This window comes from Microcystis protocystis FBCC-A270 (assembly GCF_050500235.1).
Taxonomy (GTDB): domain Bacteria; phylum Cyanobacteriota; class Cyanobacteriia; order Cyanobacteriales; family Microcystaceae; genus Microcystis; species Microcystis ichthyoblabe_A.
In genome coordinates this window covers 4,128,636-4,151,629 of sequence record NZ_CP191407.1, presented here as the reverse complement: position 1 = coordinate 4,151,629, position 22,994 = coordinate 4,128,636, and the positions used below count along the sequence as shown (strand labels likewise).

General features: G+C 36.4%; 27 protein-coding genes and 2 pseudogenes. 8 read left to right on the top strand and 21 right to left on the bottom strand.

Annotated features, from left to right (window positions below; genetic code table 11):
* Positions 1-39: 39 nt before the first annotated feature.
* Both ACQY1X_RS20305 and ACQY1X_RS20300 read left to right on the top strand, forming a co-directional pair.
* The gene (locus ACQY1X_RS20305; RefSeq protein WP_103112059.1) at positions 40-1,515 is read left to right on the top strand and encodes an AAA family ATPase; all 1,476 of its coding nucleotides are present in this window, start codon (positions 40-42) and stop codon (positions 1,513-1,515) included.
* Entirely contained in the window at positions 1,508-2,263 is a 756-nt protein-coding gene (locus ACQY1X_RS20300) for a hypothetical protein (protein WP_103112058.1), read from the top strand. Before ACQY1X_RS20305 ends, ACQY1X_RS20300 begins: the two co-directional genes overlap by 8 nt.
* Positions 2,264-2,383: 120 nt before the next feature.
* Here ACQY1X_RS20300 and ACQY1X_RS20295 read toward each other — a convergent pair whose 3' ends face one another.
* From ACQY1X_RS20295 to ACQY1X_RS20270, 6 genes and pseudogenes are all read right to left on the bottom strand, one after another.
* The gene (locus ACQY1X_RS20295) at positions 2,384-2,629 is read right to left on the bottom strand and encodes a twitching motility protein PilT (RefSeq protein ID WP_103112057.1); all 246 of its coding nucleotides are present in this window, start codon (positions 2,627-2,629) and stop codon (positions 2,384-2,386) included.
* A gap of 3 nt (positions 2,630-2,632) precedes the next feature.
* Positions 2,633-2,894 (bottom strand): annotated as a pseudogene (locus tag ACQY1X_RS20290) (hypothetical protein).
* Between the two features lie 392 nt (positions 2,895-3,286).
* Entirely contained in the window at positions 3,287-3,526 is a 240-nt protein-coding gene (locus ACQY1X_RS20285) for a type II toxin-antitoxin system HicA family toxin (RefSeq protein ID WP_002735907.1), read from the bottom strand.
* Positions 3,519-3,782, bottom strand: a complete 264-nt coding sequence (locus ACQY1X_RS20280; RefSeq protein ID WP_002776938.1) for a type II toxin-antitoxin system HicB family antitoxin — start codon at positions 3,780-3,782, stop codon at positions 3,519-3,521. The genes ACQY1X_RS20285 and ACQY1X_RS20280 overlap by 8 nt, the downstream gene beginning before the upstream one ends.
* A 204-nt stretch (positions 3,783-3,986) precedes the next feature.
* Entirely contained in the window at positions 3,987-4,319 is a 333-nt protein-coding gene (locus tag ACQY1X_RS20275; RefSeq protein WP_103112056.1) for a DUF5615 family PIN-like protein, read from the bottom strand.
* Positions 4,303-4,551 carry a DUF433 domain-containing protein gene (locus tag ACQY1X_RS20270; protein WP_002735373.1) on the bottom strand — a complete coding sequence of 83 codons (249 nt, stop codon included), beginning with the start codon at positions 4,549-4,551 and terminating at the stop codon, positions 4,303-4,305. The genes ACQY1X_RS20275 and ACQY1X_RS20270 overlap by 17 nt, the downstream gene beginning before the upstream one ends.
* Positions 4,552-4,759: 208 nt before the next feature.
* On the opposite strand from ACQY1X_RS20270, the gene ACQY1X_RS20265 reads away from it, so the two are divergent.
* The 3 genes from ACQY1X_RS20265 (at position 4,760) to ACQY1X_RS20255 (ending at position 5,663) form a co-directional block, all read left to right on the top strand.
* Entirely contained in the window at positions 4,760-5,233 is a 474-nt protein-coding gene (locus ACQY1X_RS20265; RefSeq protein ID WP_103112055.1) for a PIN domain-containing protein, read from the top strand.
* Positions 5,214-5,393 carry a hypothetical protein gene (locus ACQY1X_RS20260; RefSeq protein ID WP_002747316.1) on the top strand — a complete coding sequence of 60 codons (180 nt, stop codon included), beginning with the start codon at positions 5,214-5,216 and terminating at the stop codon, positions 5,391-5,393. The genes ACQY1X_RS20265 and ACQY1X_RS20260 overlap by 20 nt, the downstream gene beginning before the upstream one ends.
* A gap of 147 nt (positions 5,394-5,540) precedes the next feature.
* The gene (locus ACQY1X_RS20255; RefSeq protein WP_272076465.1) at positions 5,541-5,663 is read left to right on the top strand and encodes a hypothetical protein; all 123 of its coding nucleotides are present in this window, start codon (positions 5,541-5,543) and stop codon (positions 5,661-5,663) included.
* A 301-nt stretch (positions 5,664-5,964) separates the two neighbouring features.
* Here ACQY1X_RS20255 and ACQY1X_RS20250 read toward each other — a convergent pair whose 3' ends face one another.
* The 7 genes from ACQY1X_RS20250 to ACQY1X_RS20220 form a co-directional block, all read right to left on the bottom strand.
* Positions 5,965-6,204, bottom strand: coding sequence for a type II toxin-antitoxin system HicA family toxin (locus tag ACQY1X_RS20250; protein ID WP_002747313.1), 240 nt, complete (start codon positions 6,202-6,204; stop codon positions 5,965-5,967).
* Positions 6,201-6,410 (bottom strand): hypothetical protein, encoded by a 210-nt coding sequence (locus ACQY1X_RS20245; protein ID WP_002747310.1) that lies wholly within the window; start codon positions 6,408-6,410, stop codon positions 6,201-6,203. The genes ACQY1X_RS20250 and ACQY1X_RS20245 overlap by 4 nt, the downstream gene beginning before the upstream one ends.
* Before the next feature lie 423 nt (positions 6,411-6,833).
* Positions 6,834-6,962, bottom strand: a complete 129-nt coding sequence (locus ACQY1X_RS20240) for a hypothetical protein (protein WP_430015061.1) — start codon at positions 6,960-6,962, stop codon at positions 6,834-6,836.
* A gap of 5 nt (positions 6,963-6,967) precedes the next feature.
* Positions 6,968-7,207 (bottom strand): hypothetical protein, encoded by a 240-nt coding sequence (locus ACQY1X_RS20235; protein WP_147073572.1) that lies wholly within the window; start codon positions 7,205-7,207, stop codon positions 6,968-6,970.
* A gap of 153 nt (positions 7,208-7,360) precedes the next feature.
* Positions 7,361-7,687, bottom strand: coding sequence for a 2Fe-2S iron-sulfur cluster-binding protein (locus ACQY1X_RS20230; RefSeq protein WP_334310435.1), 327 nt, complete (start codon positions 7,685-7,687; stop codon positions 7,361-7,363).
* A gap of 946 nt (positions 7,688-8,633) precedes the next feature.
* On the bottom strand, positions 8,634-8,885 hold the full coding sequence (locus ACQY1X_RS20225) for a hypothetical protein (protein WP_002795035.1): 252 nt from the start codon (positions 8,883-8,885) through the stop codon (positions 8,634-8,636).
* Between the two features lie 91 nt (positions 8,886-8,976).
* Positions 8,977-9,162, bottom strand: coding sequence for a hypothetical protein (locus ACQY1X_RS20220; RefSeq protein WP_002754073.1), 186 nt, complete (start codon positions 9,160-9,162; stop codon positions 8,977-8,979).
* A 246-nt stretch (positions 9,163-9,408) separates the two neighbouring features.
* Here ACQY1X_RS20220 and ACQY1X_RS20215 point away from each other — a divergent pair, with 246 nt between their 5' ends.
* On the top strand, positions 9,409-10,755 hold the full coding sequence (locus ACQY1X_RS20215; RefSeq protein ID WP_430015060.1) for an NB-ARC domain-containing protein: 1,347 nt from the start codon (positions 9,409-9,411) through the stop codon (positions 10,753-10,755).
* Positions 10,756-11,199: 444 nt separating this feature from the next.
* Here ACQY1X_RS20215 and ACQY1X_RS20210 read toward each other — a convergent pair whose 3' ends face one another.
* The 5 genes from ACQY1X_RS20210 to ACQY1X_RS20190 all read right to left on the bottom strand — a co-directional run bounded on the left by ACQY1X_RS20210 (position 11,200) and on the right by ACQY1X_RS20190 (position 15,846).
* Positions 11,200-12,291 carry an ISAs1-like element ISMae8 family transposase gene (locus tag ACQY1X_RS20210; protein WP_430013431.1) on the bottom strand — a complete coding sequence of 364 codons (1,092 nt, stop codon included), beginning with the start codon at positions 12,289-12,291 and terminating at the stop codon, positions 11,200-11,202.
* A gap of 120 nt (positions 12,292-12,411) precedes the next feature.
* Positions 12,412-13,191 (bottom strand): ABC transporter ATP-binding protein, encoded by a 780-nt coding sequence (locus ACQY1X_RS20205; protein WP_185238015.1) that lies wholly within the window; start codon positions 13,189-13,191, stop codon positions 12,412-12,414.
* 27 nt (positions 13,192-13,218) lie between these two features.
* The gene (locus ACQY1X_RS20200) at positions 13,219-13,851 is read right to left on the bottom strand and encodes a 2OG-Fe(II) oxygenase (protein ID WP_430013430.1); all 633 of its coding nucleotides are present in this window, start codon (positions 13,849-13,851) and stop codon (positions 13,219-13,221) included.
* Between the two features lie 97 nt (positions 13,852-13,948).
* Positions 13,949-14,725, bottom strand: a complete 777-nt coding sequence (locus ACQY1X_RS20195) for a DUF3226 domain-containing protein (protein ID WP_288138595.1) — start codon at positions 14,723-14,725, stop codon at positions 13,949-13,951.
* A gap of 2 nt (positions 14,726-14,727) precedes the next feature.
* A complete protein-coding gene (locus tag ACQY1X_RS20190) occupies positions 14,728-15,846 on the bottom strand; it encodes an AAA family ATPase (protein WP_016514931.1) in 1,119 nt (372 codons plus the stop codon).
* Positions 15,847-16,050: 204 nt separating this feature from the next.
* Between ACQY1X_RS20190 and ytpR the strand changes: the two genes are divergently transcribed.
* A complete protein-coding gene (gene ytpR / locus ACQY1X_RS20185; protein WP_430015059.1) occupies positions 16,051-16,845 on the top strand; it encodes a YtpR family tRNA-binding protein in 795 nt (264 codons plus the stop codon).
* Between the two features lie 69 nt (positions 16,846-16,914).
* Here ytpR and ACQY1X_RS20180 read toward each other — a convergent pair whose 3' ends face one another.
* Both ACQY1X_RS20180 and ACQY1X_RS20175 read right to left on the bottom strand, forming a co-directional pair.
* Positions 16,915-17,853: a DNA-methyltransferase gene (locus tag ACQY1X_RS20180; RefSeq protein ID WP_430013428.1), complete on the bottom strand. Its 939-nt coding sequence runs from the start codon at positions 17,851-17,853 to the stop codon at positions 16,915-16,917.
* The gene (locus tag ACQY1X_RS20175; RefSeq protein ID WP_430013427.1) at positions 17,850-18,416 is read right to left on the bottom strand and encodes a restriction endonuclease; all 567 of its coding nucleotides are present in this window, start codon (positions 18,414-18,416) and stop codon (positions 17,850-17,852) included. The genes ACQY1X_RS20180 and ACQY1X_RS20175 overlap by 4 nt, the downstream gene beginning before the upstream one ends.
* 225 nt (positions 18,417-18,641) lie before the next feature.
* Here ACQY1X_RS20175 and pheT point away from each other — a divergent pair, with 225 nt between their 5' ends.
* Positions 18,642-21,077: a phenylalanine--tRNA ligase subunit beta gene (gene pheT, locus ACQY1X_RS20170; RefSeq protein WP_430013426.1), complete on the top strand. Its 2,436-nt coding sequence runs from the start codon at positions 18,642-18,644 to the stop codon at positions 21,075-21,077.
* 320 nt (positions 21,078-21,397) lie between these two features.
* On the opposite strand, the pseudogene ACQY1X_RS20165 reads toward pheT, so the two are convergent.
* Positions 21,398-22,489 (bottom strand): annotated as a pseudogene (locus ACQY1X_RS20165) (ISAs1 family transposase).
* Between the last annotated feature and the right edge of the window lie 505 nt (positions 22,490-22,994).

Below are 22,994 nucleotides of genomic sequence, written 5' to 3'. Positions count from 1 at the left end.
AAAATTAGTTATTCTCTCGGTGTGATTGGTAAAAATAATATGGAACTACTGATCAAGAATTTGGGATCAATTAGAAATAATAATCAAGCTATAGATTTAACCAAGAAGTTTTATACTTTTATTGGCTACAACAATAGTGGCAAAACCCTAGTTTCTCAGCTTTTATGGACAATTTTTAATCATGACAATATTAGAAAGTTTTCCGAAAATACCGAAATTGATTCTTTAGTAGTTGACTCGGAAAAACCTATTAAAAAAATTACGATCAATCAAGAATTAATCGATGAGATTCTCAATAAATTTAGCCGATTTATTGAAAAAGAAGTTGTTAATACTTATAATCTTGATGCCAGTATTAAAGAAACGATTATTAGTTCCAATAAATTAATTTTTCAAGCGGATATTAAAGAATTTAAAGAGACGAAATTTAAAACAACTTTTTCGGTTCGTGTTGCAGGAAATAATGATCTGGAGTATTTACAGATTAGCAAGCGCAAAGGTAGCCTAACAATAAATATAAAAGAGAATAATATCCCTGAGAAAGTATTTGATCAAATACCCAGAGACTTGTTTGAGAGAGCTAAACCATACAAGGAATCAGTAATTATTCCGTCAATAATAAGAGTGCTTTTGTCTCCGATACAAGATACTTTTTTTATCCCCGCTAGTCGTAGCTTTTTTCCTGTTTTCTACCAGTACATTTATGAGATAGAGAGAAATAAAAGAAGTGAGTATAATCGTCGATTGCAAGAATTAATAGAAAATATTGATGATGATGTTGATACTAATCGGGATATATTCAAACGTCTTCAAGAACAATTACCCAAAAGGTCTTATACAGAACCAATGAATAAGGTGATTGAGTCGCTTTATTCTCTCAATACCAAGAAAAAAATTAATTCAGTTTATAATTCTCTGATTGAAAAGATGATCGGATTAATGGGAGGAGAAATCACCATTTCTAGTCTAGAATCGATCGCACCTATTCAATTTTCTTTTAAATTCGATGAAAGCAAAGATTTACCTATGTATCTAGCTTCATCTTCAGTCAATCAGTTGACTATCTTGTATCTTTATCTCAAATATTGGGCCAAGGAAAAAAACAATTTTTTGATGATAGATGAACCAGAGGTTAATTTGCATCCCGAAAATCAAATTCGCTTAATGGATATTTTAGTTCAATTTGTCACCGAGCATAATAATCGGGTTTTGATCACCACCCATAGCCCAATTTTAACCGATATTCTCAACAATTATGTTTATCTTCATACCTTAAAAAGTTATGGTGTTGATGTCACAAAAATTATTGAAGATAATCAATTAAAAAATTTAAATCCTGAAATTTCACTTGCTAAAGAAGACTTAGGGGTTTACTTTTTCACGGGTGATAAAATTATTGATTATGGAACCAGTCAATATGGTGTTTATTTTCGTAATTTTACAGAAGTTATCAACTCTGTGCAGAAATCTGGAGAAATTTTAACCAATCATATCTATTTAGCAGAGAATGAGTAAGTCTAACTCAAAAAAAGAAATATTTTCCCTTAGACAAGAGTTTCACCAAGCTTTAGAAAAACAGGGTTTTATTCAAGAAATATCCCTTAGTCAGGATGAGTATATTGAAATTCAAGAAACAAATAAGAGCGATTTAAAGAAAGTAGTTATTAATCACTTACAGTTATCGTCTAAAAATGACAAAAATATATCTACAGAAGTAGATAAAATCTGGGTTATCAATTTAGAAAAAGAGATACCCGGTATCTCTGCTTCCGGCAAAACCCCTGAAAAAGCTATATTAGTTTTACAGAGAAAAGTCGATGATGGGGGTAAAATTCTCAATTATCATCTGCAAATTTGTTTAATTGAACTCAAAGCATCCCTACAGGCAAAAAAAGACAAAGAAAGCACATTAAAGCAGATTGCTGGTAAATTTCAAAGCGGGATGAATAGAATCTATATGCTTCTGACTCTCAATAATCATGCTAATCCCCAGAAAAACTATCAAAATGCACAAATATTTGTGCAATTCAGAGGAATTATTCTTTATAATCGTAACGAAATTAGTGATATTGCCAAAGAAAATGAGCGAGACTATAATTCGAGCGAGAGTACCTTATATAAAATTCTCTCTCAATCTACAGAATCAAATTTATTAACCCTAGAAACCCTATTAGAAGAACGAGATAAAATCGTCGTTAGGTTTATCCAAAATCCCAATCAAACTCAAAATTATATCACCATAAAACTAGAAGATTTACTCTGAATAATGGACTGGCGATAAAGTATATCAGGATGGATATTTTTTTACCGTTGAAAAGAGTTAATTAGATTTAATTTACTGATCCAATTAAAATCATCAATATTGCGAGTTACAATTGTTAAATTATAAACGAAAGCTGTTCCTGCAATAATGGCATCTCCTAAGGACATCTTTCTGATTTGTTTTAAAGTTACTGCTTGTAAAAAATTCTTCAAAATAGACTTTATCCTGATGAGTTAACCGATAGTAACCTAAAACTTCCAGATAAGATAAAGCAGATACATAAGGAGAATTTTCTGCAATAAACTCCCTGAGAAACTCATTTTCCAATTGAGCGGCATAGATAATAATATTGCTATCTAATAACATGATTTAATCCCGATTAGGAAGAGAGAGAGCGCAACGATTTTGTTGTTGCCACTGTTGGGTATCAACAGCAGTAAAAGTATTATTGTTAGCAATTTTTTTTCAAAGCATTGGCCATTTTTTGACCGTTAGATCGATTTTCACCAATGATATTTTCTTCTAATAAGGTAATATAAACATTAACAGGATATTCTGAGTTGATTTCAGGAGTTTCATCAAGCCATTGAAGGGTATTATTTTTCAAAATTGCTTTAAAGGTTTTTAGCATAGTTTTCTCCACCCTTAAATGATACAGGATAAATGATTCAGACTAGCCCTAACCCAATTTTAACACAAGACCAACCCAACAAACTGCCTTACCTCAATATTTTAAATTAACGTCTTTGGATCATTTCATAATCAAAAGTTCATTACCAGAGCGAAAAATTACGCAAAATGGTGATAGTCACTTTACCTGTTTTTAAGGCAGGCTAATTTATCGGCGATGACTGGGTGAAAATTAATCATTATCAATTTATCACAAGCAATCGAGGGTTTTACTCTTGTGTTAATGTACCTTAAAAAAGTAGCTATCACTTTATTTTAGCTTTTGGAAATAAAATTAAGATAAAGCGTACTAGAATAGATAATTTCTTCGTTTGAAAAAACGCATTCAATCATCTATTTTAATAAATGTTCTATTTCTTCATCTGTAAAACCAAATTGTCTAAAAATTCGTAAAACATAAGCAGGGGACATTTCTTTTGCACCTATATCGATAGGAACGATTCGACGTTGATTATACAATACTCTACAATATAAACGAGGATCACCTTTTCCTTCTCGATAAAATTGACAGCCTCCTTTTTCAAGAATTTTGATTAGTGCTTTGGGTTTAAGAGAAGGAATATTTTTAGGCATAAACTTTTCTGAGTTCGTAAGTTTCGGGAGTTTCAGAATCTCCCACAGTTAAAAACTCATGAAGTTCGTCTATAGGAATAGGACTGGTATATATATTGGCTTGATCATGATAAATCTCCCAAAAAGATTCAATCGCTTCTTTTAGTTTCTCAATAGCTTTTTCCTGAGTTTCTCCTTGTCCAACTAATCCATTTTCAAGACATAATGAAACCCAATAATTTGCACTTTTTCTCAGAATAACGGTATAAAAGTTCATGGTGATTGTTCCGTTGAAATTTTAATCGGGGATTAGAATTTACTCCAGCTTAACTTTAACACAAGACCAACCTAACAAACTCCCCTGACCTCAATCTTTTAAATTAACGTCTTTGGCTCATTTCATCAATAGACAATAAATAAGGCACATTATACTTTGTTAATGCACCCGATCAGAAAAGCGATCGCTTAGGATAATATATGATTATGTAATTACTAAAACAGACTCGGTAGAATTATCGCTAAATCTCTTAATAGCTTGTTTATGTTTTAAAATAAGACTGATTAGATGATAAGTGGTACAATTTCCAATCCTCAACCAGATGAACTTTGGAGGTTGGCCATACAACAAACTCCGTTGATAAAAATCAGAATCTTTCGAGACAATTATAAATCCATTGATACGCGCATATTCCCAAACCCTTTGATCGGGAAACCCTTTTAGGCTACAATCTCTAACATGAGCGCTATCCGGAAAATGTGATACCAGTAACAGAGGTAGTTTAGGTGATAAATTTTCGTCAAATAGCAGTTTCATAGGGAATAACCATTAAACGACGATCCCGCTCGGCGGCAAATGCAAAACAGGCTTGTATATCTTCTAAGGTAAGATCGGGGAAATCATCTAATATTTCTTCAATAGTCATCCCTCCTCCTAGATAATCAAAAATATCTGCTACTGCAATACGAGTATTAACAATGCAAGGTTTGCCACTGCGAATGTCTGGGTTAATCACAATCCGATCTCGATATTTAGCTGCAAAAGACATAGTAATAATTGTTGTTGACTAATGATTATTATAGCTTAATGTTAATTGTACTTTAAGCTTGATAAATCTTAAAACCAAAGCCCTCGACTTTTAGGTTTCAAAAATTCTATTATCAATAAGCTGCATTACACTACCTTAATCCACTCTAAAAGAGCGGCGATCGCACTTTTGATGTTAAACTAAGATCAGAAAACTTTTTCTATCATTTATGAAAAAACTTAGAGTTTATCTTGATACATCAGTCATTGGAGGCTGTTTAGATGATGAATTTTCCTTAAAGTCCAATCAATTGATGGAAGCCATTAAGCAAGAAAAGTTTATTTTGTTAATCAGTGATATCATTGTTAGCGAATTAATTAATGCCCCCCAAGGGGTTAAAGATATTTTATTATCGATTCCGCAGAGAGTTATTGAAGTAGTTAAGATAACATCTGAAGTTTTACAGTTAAGGGATGCTTATATCAATGAAGGAGTTGTTACATCAAAGTCTATTAATGATGCTACTCATGTAGCGGCTGCTACAATAGCTAGAGCGGATGCAATCATATCATGGAATTTTAAACATATTGTGCGCCTAGATAAAATGAAAGGCTATAATCAAATTAATTTACTCAATGGCTATGGGATTTTGACTATTATTTCTCCTTTAGAGGTAACAATTGATGAAGCCAACGACAATTAAAAAAAGTTTTGACTGTTTAGCTTTTAAACAAACCAGTCAAGAAAAAATGGCTGAAGACATGAAAAATCTCAGCTATTCAGATCAGATTGAATATCTTCAAAAAAAGATTAATGAAAGTGATTTAAAGTTATGGTGGGAATCCATCAATAACAAGAAATAAGGCGCATTATACTCTGTTAATGCACCCGATCAGAAAAGCGATTGCACTTCTAATATTCTGCCAAATGCCATCACAAATCTCCATTTTTACATAAAAAATGATAATATAAAACTCAAATTTGAACTATTGTTGTGGAAAGATAGTAAGATGACAAAGTTACAATTAACTCAAGCGGAAATTGAAAGCCTTACTTTTGATGACTTTTTGTATTTAAGAAATTGGATTAATAAGTTAGACGATCAACAATGGGAAAAACAAATCAAATTTTAGTAAGAAGGAATTTTGAGCTTTTAAAAAGTGACTTAAACCATCCTTCTTTGTCTTTTAAAAAAGTTGGAGAATTTTGATCGGCAGGATTTGGTATTAATTATAGAGCTTTAGCTTTTAAAGATGATGAAGATTATATTTGGGGGTGGATAGGAAGTCATGAAAAATAGGAAAGATTATTAAAATAAAAGCGTTCACCTCTTTATTGCCAAAATGTAGTTAAACAAAGTGCAACCCAACACCAACCAAATAAATTAATAATTGATCATCTTGGATCGCACTCAATCTACAGGAGATAGCCATTTTAAAACAGTCTTTTCAATAGTTCATCTTTACTTAGATTAAAATGTAGAGCGACATCGCGCAAAATATTATTTAAAGTGCCTATTTTGACAGGATTATGAGCAGGAATAGTAATCTGATGTGTACCATTTTCAGAAGTAGTTAGTCTAATATGGCTACCCGTTTGACGACTCACTTCATAACCTAACTCAGACAATTTTTTGATTAAGTCATCACTGGATAAATCTCTGGGTAGCTTCATACCGCAAATACCTCATCCCTAACAATATGTAAACGAATAATTTTAGGGCGATTTTCCCTATCATCATAATGACAATTAACGGCATCTTTTACCATTTCTCGTAAAGATTGTAAATCATCGGCTTCGGTAAAAATAGACTCGCCTAATGCCCTTGCTGTATATCCCCCTTCCGGTGCATCTTCCACTAAAAAAACTATTTCTGTCATATTTCCTTCTTTAGTCTCTAAATTTTTGCAGTAATTTTAATTATAGTTTGTTTAGTTTTTTAGATAGCACTTTTTAAAGCTTACAAGATTAGCGTTCGCCGTTTATCAACCCTAATCGCCTCTTTACTGCCAAAATGTAGTTAAACAAAGTGCAACCCAACACCAACCAAATAAATTAATAGTTGATCATCTTGGGTTTCGTGCCTCAACCCAATCTACTAAATCGGCGATCGCACTATGTTACAAGTTACTCAAAAAGATATTCGCAATTGGTTTACTCACTGTTGCTACTAAAGTAATGGCATCAGATTCACCTTTCCCTAAACGTTCATTTAAACTATTTGCTAGAGAGATTAATTTAATATTTAGGATAATTAATTTCTGTTGATTGATCAGCTTATTAAGAGTCTCTGAAGATTGATCTTATTTGGCATTAATTTCTTGTTGTACGGTTGCAGGCAAATAAAAATTATCATTAGAATCTAGGAATTTTTCTAAAAATCCTAACTGAGACAAAAAGATTAAAGGGGAAGAATTGAAAACAATTTTCATAGAGATTACCATTTTTTTTCTCTATCTATGTCTTCTGTAGTAAGATAAGAAAAATCGATTCTCATTAATTCTAAAATTTTCAAGAACATTTCTGTATCCATTTCCATGATTTCTGCGGCTTTATGAAGACTGATGATGCGAGAAACTAAAGCACCCACTACAAAAATAAATTGTTCTTTTTGTTCAATATTATCAAATAATTGAATTTCGGCGGCGATTTCTTGAAAAGTGGTCGAAGTATTCATTGTCTTGCTAAGTTTCATCAATTAAGACATATCTAACTTAATTTTAACGCAAAATCAACCCAACAAACTGCCCTTATCTCAATCTTTTAAATTATAGACAACAAATAAGGTGCATTAACAAAGTATAATGCACCCGATAAAAAAGCGATCGCACTAATAAAGATCTTCTTCTTTATCAGTTTCAATGACACAATTAGAAGTAGGATAAGCAACACAAAGCAATACATAACCATCGTCTATTTGATCATCATCTAAGAAAGATTGATCTGATTGATCTACACTACCAGAAACGATCTTACCAGCACAGGTAGGACAAGCACCGCAACGACAATCAAAGGGAATCACTATTCCTTTTTTCTTCGCCGCATTTAAGATAAACTCATCATCAGGAACCTGGATGGTATATTCTCCGCTTGGAGTTTTTAAAGTTACTTCATAGGAATTAGTAGTATTATAACTACTGCTTGTTGAAGAATCCATTTTATCTAGTTGCTCTAAAGCAGTTGCATACTCTATATAAGTGTTCAGAAGATTACCAAAAGCTGCGGCAGGACGATCAAAAGCCTGGTAATGTATTATAATATCAGACTTGCCCCCAGATAAAGCCCTCGCATATTTATTCATAAAAATCTTGTTAAAAGACAACAGTGCAAGTTTTTCTGAAAAACTAAAACTATTTTTACTGCTTTTACTGCGTTCTATTGATGACTGAAAATTTGAGTATTCTTTTAACTTTAAACCTAATGAGGCAGGAAACGCCCAGTGAGAAGAAATGATGTATATTGAATCAATATCACTCCAAGGAATACTCCAAAATATACCACCTCCTGATCGATGGGCAATAAACTCATTATTTGTTAATGTATAGCTAATAGGGTAATTTTTCTTGAAGTTTTTCGGGTGGATGAATAAGATCCAAACACTAAGTCCAATAAATATAAGTCCAATCCCAAAAATCAAAGTTAACAAACCAAACCCAAGAAAGCAATAAATAATAAACTTTTGGAATCCTTTAGGTGTAACATTTTCAGGCTTTATTGTTATTATTGTTGTATCGTTCATTGCTGACCTCAAAGATTTTCTAGAAATTAAACGACTTTCTCTGGCAGTTCTCACACCTGTGTGGCACACTTAAACATCTGCCGATTAAGCTTTTTAACATCTATAATGTACCTCTTTCAAACAGAAAACGCTATAGTATAAAACTGCTTAATTACCAAGCAAGAGAAAAAATGGTAAATGAGCAAAAAAGTTAGGCTCTTCTAGAGTAGTTATGATATATTAGCATAAAATAGTTCACGCAAGCCTTGCCAAGTAAGGCTCACCAGAATTAACAAAAGCAATTTTAATAAAAAAAGCTTTTTGCTTTGTTGGATTCTAGGCTATTAATTTGCTATAACCAGTCTAGGAGAGCCAAAAGTTATTACTATGACTCTAAATCAATGTCTTCATTGCCATCCTCAGATTCATCTCCATTGATAGCTTTTTTGACTAAACCAAGACTTAAACCACCTGCTCCTTTAGCAAGGTTTCTCACTCCATTTTCTACAAGTTCTTCATCTTCAGTAACCATACCTACAACCGCTTGTCCACCACCATAAAGAATGCGACCTGAATTTTTTATTATTCCCCAACCCAAGTCACTTAAAAGTTCTGTTCCCGCTTTGATTATACTCATGATTGCATTACCTCTATTAATTGATGATTAAGATGTTCAGTATCTAAATAAAGCCTTTCTACCTAAAAAAGTACCGACTTAATTTTCAAATCTACCCTCCCGAATACTTGATACCAACTTGACTTAAAATCTGAACCACTTTACTCGCGTCATAACTGGGGACTTCTATCTGATCCCCTGAAATTGAGGCATTTGAACCCAATGAACCGACGATTTTTGCCTTAGCTTCTGATTTTTTAGAATCGAGCGCATATTTGTCTAAAACGAACTTAGTCATAAAATACCTACGTTAAACTGAGACATAAGCAATAATACTTAGAACTAGCGTCGCTGAGTTAGATATGGTTAGTTTTAGGTCTGTTTTGCTTAACTAGATTCCATCATGCCAAACGCTTCCAAAAAGTGACAACCCCTAAACATCGGATTTTATCGGGAGTTTTGTCGGGTAAATTTTTCTGAAAATTGGAAAAAGTGGGATTTAGTTGGGCTATAATACCCAAAAGTCTTTTGCTGTGTCGATTGTATGAATATCACGGAAGTTTTACAACTGATTGACGAACGCCTTATCGAGCGAGATAAAAAGCCGCTAAATACTATCCAGAAGGCTATTTTTGAAGGGAGTTGGCAAGGACAGAGTTATCAAGAAATAGGTAACGAATATCACCGCAGTGAGACTCATATTAGAGAGGAAGGTGCTAAATTATGGAAGCTTTTATCGGATGCTTTTGGGGAAGAAATAAGAAAATCTAATTTTCGTTCTACCATAGAAAGAATGAAGATTAAATCATCTCCAAATTCTTTGAATGTTGTAAATAGTAACAATAACCATTTTTGCCATACACAAACCTTCACTTTACCCAATGACAATGATAAAAATAGATATATAAACTCTCAATCTGAATCAAAATATCATGATCTAACCCTTGCTCCTCAAATTATTGATTTTTACGATCGAGAAAACGAACTCGCAACAGTCTCGAACTGGGTGTTTAAGCAAAATACTCGCTTAATTGCCGTTTTGGGATTAGGGGGAATAGGAAAAACCACCCTAGTTAAACGATTTATTGATCTCAATTTAGAACAATTTGAAGTGGTGATTTGGAAAAGTTTAAAATTTCCTAAGTCTTTAGATTTATGGCTAAATGATTTATTGAATACTTGCCAAAAAGAACCGAAAGAAAGCACCGATAATAAAATCCAGCAATTGTTAGAAGTTCTAAGCAATCATAAATGTTTAATCGTCTTAGATGATTTTCAAAATCTTTTTGCTGTTGGTCAAATGGCGGGTAATTATCAACCTGAATATAGTAGTTATCAACATTTTTTAAAACTGATCGCAGAAATCCAACACCAGAGCCATTTTATTCTCATTAGTCAAGAAAAATCTGCGGAAATGAACTATCTTAATCAAGAAAATTCTCCCATTCAATGCTTAGAATTATCAGGATTTGAAGCGATTGATTTTCTTGAAAATAAAGGTTTACAAGATGGGGAAAGATGGTTAGAATTAATTCAATTATACGAAGGTAATCCTTTTTATTTAATCGATATTGCCGTTTTGATTAAAGATGTTTTTGATGGCAAGGTTAACGATTTCTTGGCAGAAAATAGCTTAGTTATTACTAAAAAAATGCAGTCTCATTTAAAACAAATTTTTGGTCGCTGTTCTCCCCTTGCCCAACAAATCGCCTTAGAATTAAGTAAAGTTGATCAACCTTTATCTAGAGAGGAGTTAAAAAATAACCTAGATTTATCTGCTAGTGATTTAATCAATGGTTTACAATCCTTGCAACAACGTTATTTAATTCAAAGGGAGCAAAACCGATTTCAATTATCATCTATTTTTAAAGCGTATATCAAAAGCGATTGATTGTAATATTTCTTAAAGGAGATCGAGTCTAAAAAAGAACCCTTCCAACCTCTTAAACTGATTGGTAACAATTAGAGGCAATCAGCGATATTGATAGCGATGTGTGAGATTATTCTTGAGATAATAAATGGCTGGTTATAATTAAATTAAAAATGGATTTTAGGTTTGATCCCCCCTGCCCCCCTTGATAAGGGGGGTGCCGGTAGGCGTAGGGCTGTTTCATTTAAATTAATTACAGCTGATTTTGAGTCAATAAATTTGACCGAAGATTCTCAAGTTTATCTTTTTCTAATCAAAAGAGTTATTCACAATAACTAATCTTTAATCTTCTGCCAATATTTATTATGAATAGATTGATAAAGCCTGTTCCCAAGCCACTAAAAGCCTATCTCTCTTGAAATTGTCGAGAGTACATCCTGTTAATTTAGCTAATTTTTCTGCTTCTTACGTCGATAAAACTATCAGTTTTTCCCAACGTTCAGCTAACCACCTCTGTCCCTCCGTTATTGAGAGAAAACCCAAACCTCTGAAAAGATTCAATCCTATGGTTGTGAGAATTGACCAATTGCTTGCCCCTTGAAAATCACTTATCTCGCTTTTATCTTCCTCAAAAATTACATCTTTTACCCAATGTAACTGATTTTCTATTTTCCAGTGTCCTCGAATAATTTCAGCAAATACTTGAGCGGATTCGGTTAGGCTACTGATATAGTAAGCTGTTTCTTCATAGGTTTTATCCCCGCGACTACCCTTTCTTTCTACTTTAATAACTCTTCGCAGATTTTCAAACCCTTGTCTTTCATTTTTCCTCACTTTAAAAACTTCTATTTTTCTTGATATTTTTCGTCCATGACTATTATCTTGTTTGAGAAAGCAACTTTCTGGCTTTGAGGAATTACTCAGGTCTTGTATTCGCTGATAAAGATTTTTCTGATTTCCTTTAACGATGATAACATAATCATTTTTACTCTTGGCTATTAAGCTGATTGTTTTTTTATGACAGTGTAAAGCATCGCCAGTAAAAACTTTATTTTGGAGAGAGCAATTCTCAATTATAGCTTGCCCTTCGTCGATTTCAGACCCTTTTTTGTTTTCGATTCTTTTTAAGTGTAATACTAAGCCACTTTCTTGACTAAACAATGAGACAAACATGATGAAATTTTGTTGTTCATTATTAGGATTCTTTAGGGTGTTTTTGAGACTTTTTCCATCCATCCCTAGCCAATTTATATCATCTCTTTGTCCATATTCTTCTAATGCCCATTCGTTAAACATTTTTAACAAACTCTGCCAGTCAACTCCCATCATTACCCTTCTAATTGTTGAATAGGATGGGACTCTTTCTGGAATTATGTTAAATTCTTTACTCAGCCTGTGCCGATTATTTTTAGCAAACTCTCCTAGCTCTCTATAACCTGAGTATCCTAGCATTGTTCCCAGTATTATTACTACTAATACTATCCATAAAGGGTGTCTTTTTCCTTTATCTTTCCGAAAGTCCTTGACTTGTTTTAGTTTTTCTATTAAGCTCAACATATATTTGAAAGGTTGGCGGTCACTCCTCATTTTACCTGATAGTGATCGCTTTTACTTTTGATATTCTGATGGGAGAATGAAACAGCCCTACCCCAAACCCCACTTCCCTCAATTGGCAGTTTACTGAATTGGTCCATCGATACTGCCGGTAAAAAATTGCTTGAGTACGGGGATTTCGGAGTGATAAGCCTCTTGAGTCGGTCCAACCCATTGAAATTGACCTTTATAGAGAAAAACGATGCGATCGGTGGTATTTTCGATGGTGCTGTGGACGTGGGTGACAATGAGATGGGCCCCACAGGCTTTTTTTACCTTGAGAAGTTCCATAATTACCGTCTGGATGCGGGTAGAAGCGACGGGATCGAGTCCGGCAGTGGGTTCATCGTACAGGAGAATGTTCGCTCGATCGGCGGCGATCGAGGGATCGCTGATAATTGCTCTGGCTAAACTGACGCGTTTTCGCATCCCTCCGGATATTTCAGAGGGATAGAGGTCGTAGGAACCAGACATTCCCACTAAATCGAGTTTTTCTTCCACTAAATCGCGGATTTCGGCTCGTTTTAGCTTTGAGTTGCGATAGAGAGCAAAACCGACATTTTCCCCGACGGTGAGGGAGTCAAAAAGGGCCGATTGTTGGAAAACTAGACCAACACCGAGGGGATCTTCCCCCTGTTCTACGGTTCTCTGCCGTTTTGTGCCGTAGATGTACACTTCTCCTCGATCGGGGGCCAGTAATCCGGCGACTAAGCGTAAAATCGTCGATTTTCCCGTCCCGGACGGACCGATCACGCCGATCGCTTCCCCTTCGTACACTTTCAGATCGACGTTATTTAAGATTACTTTCTTGCCGAAAGCTTTGGTTACTCCCCTTAATTCGACGATCGGTTCGCGCATCACCATCTAGAATATCTTTACAAAAATCCCCTTTTATTGTAGAGCAACGACCCGATCTTTCTTTTTTTTCTTTTCTGGTTTTATGGTTCGCGATTCTATCTGCATTTCGGGAATCTCTCGCAATTCTTCGGCATCTAAACGATATTGTTCGCAGACAAGACTCAGACGAATACCGGAACAGCTAACGGGATTAACTGAATGGGTGAGATCTCCTTGAAAGAGGATCAAGGTGTTAGTACAAGGACGAATCTGGGCCACGGAACGATTGCCTGTTGCTAGTACCAGTTCCCCCCCTTGAATATCCCTAGGAACCTGCACATAAAGGACGCTAACTAGGAGCGGAGGATCGATCGTTTTACAATAGGAGCGCAGGGAGCGATCGATATGGGGATCGACGCGTGAACCGGTTTGTAGGAGTAAGGGATTAAGATAAAAAGCGTTGCAGTCAGCTTGTAAACTGCGATCAAGATAGGGTTTAAAATAGGGAAACATTCGTTCAACTTCGCTGATTTGTGTGCGTCGAAAAGCGATAGAAAAGCCTTTGGTTTTAACGAAATCTCGATTTAAATTGTTAACTGTGAAGTGGGGACAAGCGAGAATCTGTCCTTGTAGTTCGCTCAGATAACTGGGAGTAAAAGCGTCGGGATATTGGGAATAGTAAGGCACGGATAGAATCGCAACGGTATGGCAATCTTTAGGATAGCTTGTTTTTAGGGGAGATGGGGATAATTTCGATAGCAGCTATTCAATTAGCTTTTTTTTCTCAAAGTCCAATAATTTGCTCAAGGAAATTTTTAATAAGCTTGATGCTCTCTAATTCTAGGGTTTGCTTATCTAGCCATCGATTATCTTGTAGGGAAACTTGTAGGGCTTTACCCGGTCTTAATATACTACTAATACTAGATATAATTGCTTTCTTTTTACCTGCTGGTTTTTTAAAATATTTGAGGTCTTTTTTAGTTAACTGATTCCTGTCAATACTTTCTATATAGGTTTGAGAAAGATTGAGTAAATCAGTATAATTTATCTTAGCACACTCGAGGAGAATATCTTCTAAAGTTCCTTGTTCACGATTGTTAGGAGCAATGAAAATACCACAGCGAGGATAATAATGGGTAACTTCGCCAAGTAGGGCAGGCATTCGTAAGTTTGACAAATCAAGAGATGATAAGCAAACAATTAGTTTATTGAACCTTTCTTGGGGGGTTTCATTATCATCAGCATCTAAAAAAATTCCCACACTAAAAAGCTGTGAAGGTTGAATAAAATTGAGACTTTCTTCGATGGTTTGCGCTATGCGTGTAATGCCGATAGAACTATGTAAAGCGATTGATAGTTGCTCATTTTGAACAAAAGATGGTACTGGTACTCGTTTGGTTAAATCATCGTCTAGTGGATAAGCTTTCGGGATAAGTGTTTCCCAAAATTTATCCAATGAAGATAAATGAATAACTCGCTTTAAGCCATAAAATTTAAGTAAACCAATTAAGAATTCGACATCCTGGGGACCTTCGACAACAATATAGCAGTATCTCACCATCTTTACCTCACATCTAACCCGCGTTCCCAACGCAATCTATGCAATAAATCGCCCGAAAATCTTTGAGGTTTTTCCCTTGGAGAATTTAACCGAAAAGCTACCACGTTTTCTATGGACTTTTCTGACTGTAGCATGGCATCAACTGCTTCTAAACTATGGGTAGTTACAAAAAGTTGAATTCTTCTTTGATTACAGGTATTAATTAACCAAGAAAATACACGACTTAAGGCAGAAATATGAATAGATGTCTCGATTTCATCAATTAGAAGTACCCCATCGGTAATTGTCAACAAACTAAGCACCATAACTAAGGTTCTTTTAAATCCGTCACCAAACACATAGAGAGGAGCAAAACCAAGCTGTTTATGTTCTATATAAAGAGTTGGTTTATTGTTGGGTGAAAGTATTTGTATGTCGGTAATTTCCTCGTCAAATAACCGAATTAAATCTAGGATGTCATCTTTGTTATTTTCTTCCTTTAGGATGATTTTGGATAGTCTATCTAGAATTGGTTCCGAGGACAAATAAGCAGGAAATATGGTGGCATTTTCCACCAGTATTTTTTGTCGTTTCCTTTGAATAAAACGCTCTTTTTCCCAAAACTGAAATACTTGTTCCTTATCTGTCCCAAACAGACTGCCTTGCTCTAAAATATGGGCGGTAACACTTAATTCTAACCCATTGATAACCAGATCGGTTTCCGAATTGGTGGAATCATCATTGAACTTTTCTGGGTTGTCTTTTTCGTTGCTCGCGCCGTAAATATCGGTGAGATTAGCTGCTAGATTTTTAATCGGTGAATTTCCAGTACACTTGATCGAAATTTGTCCTTGATAGGATGCGTTACTAGCAAGATTATTCTGACGAAAGAAAACCCATTTAATTGCTTCCAAATCCGGTCGCATTAAAGATATTCTGCCTAAGTATAATCGACGTTGGGCCACTTCTAGCCACTGAAAGGGATCGAGGGGATTACAAACAATTGAAACAGCTTCGAGAATGCTAGTTTTGCCAGAATTATTATTACCGACAAAAATGTTCACCTGTCCTAGAGAAGACAGTTCTATTTGTTCAAAACCACGATAACCACTGATTCGTAAACTTTCAAAAAGCCGAGTCATTTTTACTGGCTCCTACAATATTGCCGATAATAACTGAAATAGCTAGGATCAAAGATAAAATTTGCAATTTTTACGATAAAACCCTTGTATCATAACTCATTTGTGGCTCTTTTTTTGACTAGCAATCATTTTCCTGTCAACCCGGTCGCGGTGACAACCCACCGTTTACAATAGTTAAGAACCGACGGCAAGCAAGAATTAACGATGCGGATTTCGATCAACTGGTTACGAGAATTAGTCAAAATTGTCCAATCTTCCCAAGAATTAGCCGAATTATTGACAATTGCGGGAATAGAAGTGGAAGAGATCGAGGATCGCCGAGAATGGGCAAAGGGTGTGGTTATTGGTAAAATTATCGATCGCCAACCCCATCCCAACGCAGATAAACTAAGTGTCTGTCAGGTGGATATCGGTCAGGAAAACCCTAGTACAATTGTCTGTGGTGCGCCCAATGCTAGGGCTGATATTCTAGTTCCTGTGGCTACTTTGGGAACTTATTTACCAAAAATCAATTTAACGATTAAACCGGCTAAATTGCGCGGGGTAAAATCGGAAGGGATGATCTGTTCCCTCGCAGAATTAGGATTAACCAAGGATTCTGAAGGAATCCACATTTTTAGCCAGGAAAATCTCCCTTTAGGTACAGATGTTCGTCCCCTTTTAGGACTCGATGAGGTGATTTTAGATATTTCTCCCACCGCTAACCGTGCCGATGCTTTGAGTATGATCGGAGTCGCGCGAGAAGTGGCGGCTTTGACAGGAGGAGAATTAAGCCTACCAAAAGTGAAATTAGGTGAATTTTCCCCTAAAAAAGATTTATCTCTGGAAATATCAGAAAATAAAGCCTGTCCCGCTTATATTGGTACGGTGATCGAGGGGGTAAAAATTGGCCCATCTCCGCTATGGTTGCAACAGCGTTTACAGGCTGCCGGATTGCGATCGATCAATAATCTGGTCGATATTACTAATTATGTCCTCAGCTTGACTAACTCTCCTTAATTCTCCGAGGGATTTATTGTCGAGCCGATTTTCTACCCTAGCGGTTGTTATTGTTAACTTTTTGATTGACTAATCAAATACCTCAAATTCTTGTCCGATCTTGCCAAAATATTCCCCCAAACGTTGTTGAATGATATCAATATACTGATCTTCAATTTCAATACCAATAGTCTGATAACCTAATTCTAGAGCGGCAATTAAAGTTGTACCCGTTCCAGCAAAAGGATCGAGAACTATATGACTGTTATCCTGTGGTAGAAATAACTCGAGCAGTTTTCTAATCAATGATAAAGGTTTAATCGTACAATGCTCATCAAAATTTTCATCCCGTCCTTTAGAAAAGCCCTCTAAAATATTGGATTGAAAAGAGCCGTCATTTAGTATAGCTTTGAAGGGACCTAATCCAGTCATTTGTATAGTTTCAATATAATTGTTTTTTAGAGGCTTCTGCACAATAACTATAGCTTCCCATTCATTTCTCAAGCAAGTATGCCAACCTTGCCATTGTTTGGCATTAGTATCACCAATTTTGTCAAGTTTTTTCTCAATATTTAATCCTTTGGGAATGCCTGAATGTCGTCTATAAACCAGCACATCTCTAGCATAAAAACCGGCATTTTCAAGAGCAATCTGAATATGAGCTAGTGTTCTTGTGCTACTAAAAACAGCGACAACAGCCCCCCTTTTACAAACACGCATTAGTTCCTTTGACCAATCTGTTGCCCATTCAATATAATTGACCACATTTTCGCGATTGCGTTGATACCAACGCTGATTACGAACCCCACCAGCTAACCCACTTCCATAGGGAATATTTTTTACCAGTGTGGAACTGTTTTGAATGCGTTCTCTGCGTCTTTGGATTTCATCATGATCCCAATTTCTGCCAATGAACTCATAATTATAGGGTGGATCTGTGATCACACAAGATATACTAGATTCTTCTAGTAAAGTGAGGAGTTCTCTACAATCACCGTGCAGAAGTTGCCATCTTTTTGAGATATTCATCGGGCAATATAAAACTCCTGTGTTTCAGAAAATTTATTAAAAGCTTTCAGCAAATCGAACCCACTGCGATCAAGTATATAATCAAAACTTTGTTGGCTCTGCAAAACAGTCCAGCCACCCAGATGACAAGCTTTAATCGCTGCTGGTAAGTTATCCTCTCGCACAATCAGTAAAATAGGTCTAAGTCCTCTTTCCTGTAATATTTTTCCATACTGTTTAAACTTTTTAAGTGTGCCAGAATCTCCCGAACCAATTCTATATTTAGTATCAATGGCATCTCTACCTAAAATGCAGTCACAAGGTTGATCATCTGCAATCTTTAAAGCCGGTTGATAATCTAAACAATTAGCCTTAAAAACTTCTGTCACCAGACGTTGCCAACACATTCCTAGTTCCCTGCCCCAATACTGGCGATTTTCCCTTTTTAAACTAGGAGTAATTCCAAATACCCTCATAAGCGAATCATAATCATCATTTTCTTCTCCATAGATTTTGTCACTAAAAGAACTTTGGTATTGTCTCAAAATTCCCTTGAGGAGGTTTTCTATTTGATCGGGTGGCATCAATAATCCTTTTTGATATAGATAGCTAACTACTGATTATCTCCCCAAATTATCGGTAATCTGTTCAAAGATAATATCACCCCTGGCCAAGGAAAATGAGCGGTTATTTACACAGTCGTTCCATCCTCCCCCTAACATTTTAACAGCCGATCGGCCCTAATCTCTAAATCATTGACTACCCACGGTTTACAATAGTTAAGAACCAACGGCAAGCAAGAATTAACGATGCGGATTTCGATCAACTGGTTACGAGAATTAGTCAAAATTGTCCAATCTTCCCAAGAATTAGCCGAATTATTGACAATTGCGGGAATAGAAGTGGAAGAGATCGAGGATCGCCGAGAATGGGCAAAGGGTGTGGTTATTGGTAAAATTATCGATCGCCAACCCCATCCCAATGCAGATAAACTAAGTGTCTGTCAGGTGGATATCGGTCAGGAAAATCTTAGTACAATTGTCTGTGGTGCGCCCAATGCTAGGGCTGATATTCTAGTTCCCGTGGCTACTTTGGGAACTCATTTACCAAAAATCAATTTAACGATTAAACCGGCTAAATTGCGCGGGGTAAAATCGGAAGGGATGATCTGTTCCCTCGCAGAATTAGGATTAACTAAAGATTCTGAAGGAATCCACATTTTTAGCCAGGAAAATCTCCCTTTAGGTACAGATGTTCGTCCCCTTTTGGGACTCGATGAGGTGATTTTAGATATTTCTCCCACCGCTAACCGTGCCGATGCTTTGAGTATGATCGGAGTTGCGCGAGAAGTAGCGGCTTTGACAGGAGGAGAATTAAGCCTACCAAAAGTCAAATTAGGAGAATTTTCCCCTAAAAAAGATTTAACGCTGGAAATATCAGAAAATAAAGCCTGTCCTGCCTATATTGGTACGGTGATCGAGGGGGTAAAAATTGGCCCATCTCCGCTATGGTTGCAACAGCGTTTACAGGCTGCCGGATTGCGATCGATCAATAATGTGGTCGATATTACTAATTATGTCCTCTTGGAGTGGGGACAACCCTTACACGCTTTCGATCGCGATCGTTTACAGAGTTTTGCCGGAGGTAAATCCGTTACTATTGGGGTCCGTTTTGCCGAGGAAGGGGAAAAAATTATTAGCCTTGATGGTCAGGAAAGAAGCTTAAAAGAGCTTAATTTATTAATTACTGCCAATAATAAGCCGGTAGCTTTAGCGGGAGTGATGGGAGGTCAAGATACAGAAGTTAACGAGGAAACCGTTAATCTTGTGCTAGAGTCGGCTTTATTCGATCCGATCGCTATCCGTCGTTCCTCAAAAGCGCAGGGTTTACGCAGCGAATCTTCCGGACGCTATGAACGCGGTGTTAATCCCGCCGCTTTGGAATATGCTTGTCAAAGGGCGATCGATTTGATTCTAGAGTTAGCTGGGGGAACTGTCAGCAGTCAGGTTAAAGCTGATTATCGTGCCGATCAGTCCAGTCGTTCGATCGAATTGCGTTTAGAACGTTTGCAGCAGCTACTGGGTCAAGTTACCCTAGATAACGGTGCGATCGGTGAAATTCTCGCCGAAGATGTGGAACGGATTTTAGGCAATTTAGGCTGTGAATTGCGGTTAACCTCAAAAAACCCTGTTCTGTGGACTGTGACAGTGCCAGACTACCGTTATCGGGATTTAGAACGAGAAATTGACTTAATTGAAGAAGTGGCGCGACTGTACGGATATGATCGCTTTGTCGATACTTTGCCGGCAAAAACCGCAGCCGGAGGATTATCCTTTGAGGAAACTATACAGCGTCGAGTGCGGGAAGCTTTTCGAGCAGTGGGTTTGACGGAATTAGTCCAGTATTCCCTAGTTAAACCGGAATTAGCGGAAGTTGTCCTCGCTAATCCCCTTTTTGTCGAGTATTCTGCTTTGCGGACTAATCTCCTAGACGGTTTAATCGAAGCGTTTGAGTATAATCAGTCTCAGGGTAACAGTTCCTTAAATGGCTTCGAGATCGGGCGAGTTTTCCGCTTAGAATCGGATAATATCAACGAATACGATGCAATTGCTGGTATTTTTGGCGGTGATTTCTTCCCGGCCGGACGTTGGCTGCGATCGGGTAAAGAGGTGGCCATGACTTGGTATGAAGCAAAAGGCATTTTAGAAGCAGTATTCGATCGCCTTTCGCTGACGGTAAGCTACGAAAAATATGCCGAAGATGCGCGTTTTCATCCCGGACGAACAGCATCTTTATGGATTGGTAAACAACGCCTAGGTATATTCGGTCAACTACACCCGCAATTGCGTCAGCAAAAGGGATTAATTGAGGCAGTTTATGCCTTTGAAATCCAGTTCCCGATCCTGTTAGCAACTCTTAGCGATAGTGCCAAAATTACCCCGCGTTTACAGGTCTATTCTACCTATCCGGGGGCAGCGCGAGATATCGCCTTTTTTGTTTCTACAGATATACCCGTAGATAGATTGACAAAAACTATCAAAAATGCTGGGGGAACTCTTTTAGAAAAAGTCGAATTATTCGATCGCTATCAGGGGCAGAATGTGCCAGAAAATCATTGTAGTTTGGCCTTTAGTTTAGTCTATCGTGCCAGCGATCGAACTTTAACCGATGAAGATGTGGAACCCTTAATGACAAAAGTGCGAGAAGCTTTAGTTAAACAGTTCCAAGTTTCTTTAAGAAGTTAAATTCAGCGATCAATCATCAGTTATCAGACATCGACTTTATAAGTAGGTAGGCGTTAAAAATTATCAGATGCCCCCCTTATCAAGTAGGGCTGTTTCATTTAAATTAAGTACAGCTGATTTTGAGTCAATAAATTTGACTGAAAATTCTCAAGTTTATCTTTCTCTAACCAAAAGAGTTAGTCACAATAATTAATCTTTAATACCCTGCCAATATTTATTATGAATAGATTGATAAAGCCTGTTCCCAAGCCACTAAAAGCCTATCTCTCTTGAAATTGTCTGAGAGTACATCCTGTTAATTTAGCTAATTTTTCTGCTTCTTACGTCGATAAAACTATCAGTTTTTCCCAACGTTCAGCTAACCACCTCTGTCCCTCTGTTATTGAGAGAAAACCTAAATTTCTGAAAAGATTCAATCCTATGGTTGTGAGAATTGACCAATTGCTTGCCCCTTGAAAATCACTGATCTGGCTTTTATCTTCCTCAAAAATTACATCTTTTACCCAATGTAACTGATTTTCTATTTTCCAGTGTCCTCGAATAATTTCAGCAAATACTTGAGCGGATTCGGTTAGGCTACTGATATAGTAAGCTGTTTCTTCATAGGTTTTATCCCCGCGACTACCCTTTCTTTCTACTTTAATAACTCTTCGCAGATTTTCAAACCCTTGTCTTTCATTTTTCCTCACTTTAAAAACTTCTATTTTTCTTGATATTTTTCGTCCATGACTATTATCTTGTTTGAGAAAGCAACTTTCTGGCTTTGAGGAATTACTCAGGTCTTGTATTCGCTGATAAAGATTTTTCTGATTTCCTTTAACGGTGATAACATAATCATTTTTACTCTTGGCTATTAAGCTGATTGTTTTTTTCTGACAGTGTAAAGCATCGCCAGTAAAAACTTTATTTTAGAGAGAGCAATCCTCAATTATAGCTTGCCCTTCGTCGATTTCAGACCCTTTTTTGTTTTCAATTCTTTTTAAGTGTAATACTAATCCACTTTCTTGACTAAACAATGAGACAAACATAATAAAATTTTGTTGTTCATTGTTAGGATTCTTTAGGGTGTTTTTGAGACTTTTTCCATCTATATCTAGCCAATTTATATGATCTCTTTGTCCATATTCTTCTAATGCCCATTCGTTAAACATTTTTAACAAAATCTGCCATTTAACTCCCATCATTACCCTTCTAATTGTTGAATAGGATGGGACTCTTTCTGGAATTATGTTAAATTCTTGACTGAGCCTGTGCCGATTATTTTTAGCAAACTCTCCTAGCTCTCTATAACCTGAATATCCTAGCATTGTTCCCAGTATTATTACTACTAATACTATCCATAAAGGGTGTCTTTTTCCTTTATCTTTACGAAAGTCCTTGACTTGTTTTAGTTTTCCTATTAAGCTCAACATATGTTTTAAAAGTTGGCGGTCACTCCTCATTTTACCTGACTGTGATCGCTTTTACTTTTGATATTCTGATGGGAGAATGAAACAGCCCTACCTTGATAAGGGGGGTGCCGATAGGCGGGGGGATCCCCCTTAATAAGCTATCCCTTATAGGGATCTTTCTTAACAATTTTTTCAGTAAGCACTCCAACTCTTGTCCTGACTTGATTTCAGTTTTTTCTTTGTCAGTAAGGGTGTCAACAAGGAATATTACAAATTGTTAACCGAGTCTTGAAAGCCTTGTGCTACAAAGGTTTAAAATGTTAAGAAAGATGTGACTAAAGGACAGCTTGATAAGGGGGGCATCTGATAATTTTTAACGCCTACCTACTTAGCGCAAGCTTTAGAATTAGAGATCGAACAGGTTAGACAAGCAACTCAAAGGGAATAGGAAAAGTTCAAAGCGATCGCATTTTAATAATGGTTTCCCAATCTCGATCGCTATCAATCAACAGTAAATTATTCTCGG

Coding starts and splice junctions, on each gene's coding strand:
- ACQY1X_RS20265 (WP_103112055.1), top strand. CDS start 4,760: ATGAAAAAACTTAGAGTTTATCTTGATACATCAGTCATTGGAGGCTGT.
- ACQY1X_RS20230 (WP_334310435.1), bottom strand. CDS start 7,687: ATGGATTCTTCAACAAGCAGTAGTTATAATACTACTAATTCCTATGAA.
- ACQY1X_RS20215 (WP_430015060.1), top strand. CDS start 9,409: ATGAATATCACGGAAGTTTTACAACTGATTGACGAACGCCTTATCGAG.
- ACQY1X_RS20305 (WP_103112059.1), top strand. CDS start 40: ATGGAACTACTGATCAAGAATTTGGGATCAATTAGAAATAATAATCAA.
- pheT (WP_430013426.1), top strand. CDS start 18,642: ATGCGGATTTCGATCAACTGGTTACGAGAATTAGTCAAAATTGTCCAA.
- ACQY1X_RS20240 (WP_430015061.1), bottom strand. CDS start 6,962: ATGAAAATTGTTTTCAATTCTTCCCCTTTAATCTTTTTGTCTCAGTTA.
- ACQY1X_RS20235 (WP_147073572.1), bottom strand. CDS start 7,207: ATGAATACTTCGACCACTTTTCAAGAAATCGCCGCCGAAATTCAATTA.
- ACQY1X_RS20255 (WP_272076465.1), top strand. CDS start 5,541: ATGACAAAGTTACAATTAACTCAAGCGGAAATTGAAAGCCTTACTTTT.
- ACQY1X_RS20285 (WP_002735907.1), bottom strand. CDS start 3,526: ATGCCTAAAAATATTCCTTCTCTTAAACCCAAAGCACTAATCAAAATT.
- ACQY1X_RS20175 (WP_430013427.1), bottom strand. CDS start 18,416: ATGCCACCCGATCAAATAGAAAACCTCCTCAAGGGAATTTTGAGACAA.
- ACQY1X_RS20220 (WP_002754073.1), bottom strand. CDS start 9,162: ATGACTAAGTTCGTTTTAGACAAATATGCGCTCGATTCTAAAAAATCA.
- ACQY1X_RS20195 (WP_288138595.1), bottom strand. CDS start 14,725: ATGGTGAGATACTGCTATATTGTTGTCGAAGGTCCCCAGGATGTCGAA.
- ACQY1X_RS20250 (WP_002747313.1), bottom strand. CDS start 6,204: ATGAAGCTACCCAGAGATTTATCCAGTGATGACTTAATCAAAAAATTG.
- ACQY1X_RS20210 (WP_430013431.1), bottom strand. CDS start 12,291: ATGTTGAGCTTAATAGAAAAACTAAAACAAGTCAAGGACTTTCGGAAA.
- ACQY1X_RS20270 (WP_002735373.1), bottom strand. CDS start 4,551: ATGTCTTTTGCAGCTAAATATCGAGATCGGATTGTGATTAACCCAGAC.
- ACQY1X_RS20245 (WP_002747310.1), bottom strand. CDS start 6,410: ATGACAGAAATAGTTTTTTTAGTGGAAGATGCACCGGAAGGGGGATAT.
- ACQY1X_RS20205 (WP_185238015.1), bottom strand. CDS start 13,191: ATGGTGATGCGCGAACCGATCGTCGAATTAAGGGGAGTAACCAAAGCT.
- ACQY1X_RS20260 (WP_002747316.1), top strand. CDS start 5,214: ATGAAGCCAACGACAATTAAAAAAAGTTTTGACTGTTTAGCTTTTAAA.
- ACQY1X_RS20280 (WP_002776938.1), bottom strand. CDS start 3,782: ATGAACTTTTATACCGTTATTCTGAGAAAAAGTGCAAATTATTGGGTT.
- ytpR (WP_430015059.1), top strand. CDS start 16,051: ATGCGGATTTCGATCAACTGGTTACGAGAATTAGTCAAAATTGTCCAA.
- ACQY1X_RS20300 (WP_103112058.1), top strand. CDS start 1,508: ATGAGTAAGTCTAACTCAAAAAAAGAAATATTTTCCCTTAGACAAGAG.
- ACQY1X_RS20180 (WP_430013428.1), bottom strand. CDS start 17,853: ATGAATATCTCAAAAAGATGGCAACTTCTGCACGGTGATTGTAGAGAA.
- ACQY1X_RS20190 (WP_016514931.1), bottom strand. CDS start 15,846: ATGACTCGGCTTTTTGAAAGTTTACGAATCAGTGGTTATCGTGGTTTT.
- ACQY1X_RS20275 (WP_103112056.1), bottom strand. CDS start 4,319: ATGAAACTGCTATTTGACGAAAATTTATCACCTAAACTACCTCTGTTA.
- ACQY1X_RS20225 (WP_002795035.1), bottom strand. CDS start 8,885: ATGAGTATAATCAAAGCGGGAACAGAACTTTTAAGTGACTTGGGTTGG.
- ACQY1X_RS20295 (WP_103112057.1), bottom strand. CDS start 2,629: ATGTTATTAGATAGCAATATTATTATCTATGCCGCTCAATTGGAAAAT.